At 65.2% G+C, this 1,571-nt stretch carries 1 protein-coding gene and 1 pseudogene; both read left to right on the top strand.

All coding sequences use genetic code 11. The features are described from left to right. Positions 1 to 137 (top strand): annotated as a pseudogene (locus C9E89_RS22520) (organomercurial transporter MerC); the annotation flags it as partial. A 38-nt stretch (positions 138 to 175) separates the two neighbouring features. Continuing rightward, positions 176 to 1,571: mercury(II) reductase (gene merA, locus C9E89_RS22515; RefSeq protein WP_107010291.1), on the top strand; the 1,396-nt coding region annotated here is incomplete at its 3' end.

The raw sequence follows: 1,571 nt of genomic DNA, 5'->3' as shown, positions 1-1,571 counted from the left end.
CTTACGGCTGGCAGAGCGGTGGACTGCTCTATGTCGGCCTGGCCTTGATGGTTGGGGTGTCGGTCTGGGATTTCATCTCGCCAGCACATCGCCGCTGCGGGCCGGACAGCTGTGAATTGCCAGAACAACGTGGCTGACGGCAACAGCCGTAGCCACCACAGAAAAGGAAAAATACATGACCACCCTGAAAATCACCGGGATGACCTGCGACTCGTGCGCGGCTCACGTCAAGGAAGCCTTGGAGAAAGTGCCCGGCGTGCAATCGGCGCTGGTGTCCTATCCGAAGGGCACAGCGCAACTCGCCATTGAGGCGGGCACGTCATCGGATGCGCTGACTACCGCCGTGGCCGGACTGGGCTACGAGGCAACGCTTGCCGATGCGCCACCGACGGACAACCGCGCCGGCCTGCTCGACAAGATGCGCGGCTGGATAGGGGCCGCTGATAAGCCCAGTGGCAACGAACGCCCGTTGCAGGTCGTCGTCATTGGTAGCGGTGGCGCGGCAATGGCGGCAGCACTGAAGGCCGTCGAGCAAGGCGCGCAGGTCACGCTGATCGAGCGCGGCACCATCGGCGGCACCTGCGTCAATGTCGGCTGTGTGCCGTCCAAGATCATGATCCGCGCCGCCCACATCGCCCATCTGCGCCGGGAAAGCCCGTTCGATGGCGGTATTGCGGCAACTGTGCCTACGATTGACCGCAGTAAGCTGCTGGCCCAGCAGCAGGCCCGCGTCGACGAACTGCGGCACGCCAAGTACGAAGGCATCCTGGGCGGTAATCCGGCCATCACCGTTGTGCACGGTGAGGCGCGCTTCAAGGACGACCAGAGCCTTACCGTCCGTTTGAACGAGGGTGGCGAGCGCGTCGTGATGTTCGACCGCTGCCTGGTCGCCACGGGTGCCAGCCCGGCGGTCCCGCCGATTCCGGGCTTGAAAGAGTCACCCTACTGGACTTCCACCGAGGCCCTGGCGAGCGACACCATTCCCGAACGCCTTGCCGTAATCGGCTCGTCGGTGGTGGCGCTGGAGCTGGCGCAAGCCTTTGCCCGGCTGGGCAGCAAGGTCACGGTCCTGGCGCGCAATACCTTGTTCTTCCGTGAAGACCCGGCCATCGGCGAGGCGGTGACAGCCGCTTTCCGTGCCGAGGGCATCGAGGTGCTGGAGCACACGCAAGCCAGCCAGGTCGCCCATATGGACGGTGAATTCGTGCTGACCACCACGCACGGTGAATTGCGCGCCGACAAACTGCTGGTTGCCACCGGTCGGACACCGAACACGCGCAGCCTCGCGCTGGACGCAGCGGGGGTCACTGTCAATGCGCAAGGTGCCATCGTCATCGACCAAGGCATGCGCACGAGCAACCCGAACATCTACGCGGCCGGCGACTGCACCGACCAGCCGCAGTTCGTCTATGTGGCGGCAGCGGCCGGCACCCGTGCCGCGATCAACATGACCGGCGGCGATGCGGCGCTCGACCTGACCGCAATGCCGGCCGTGGTGTTCACCGATCCGCAAGTGGCGACCGTGGGCTACAGCGAGGCGGAAGCCCACCACGACGGGATCGAGACCGACA

Source organism: Acinetobacter sichuanensis (genome assembly GCF_003024515.2).
Lineage (GTDB): Bacteria > Pseudomonadota > Gammaproteobacteria > Pseudomonadales > Moraxellaceae > Acinetobacter > Acinetobacter sichuanensis.
Note: the sequence above shows the minus strand (reverse complement) of the source record. Positions and strands in the feature narration are given on the sequence as shown.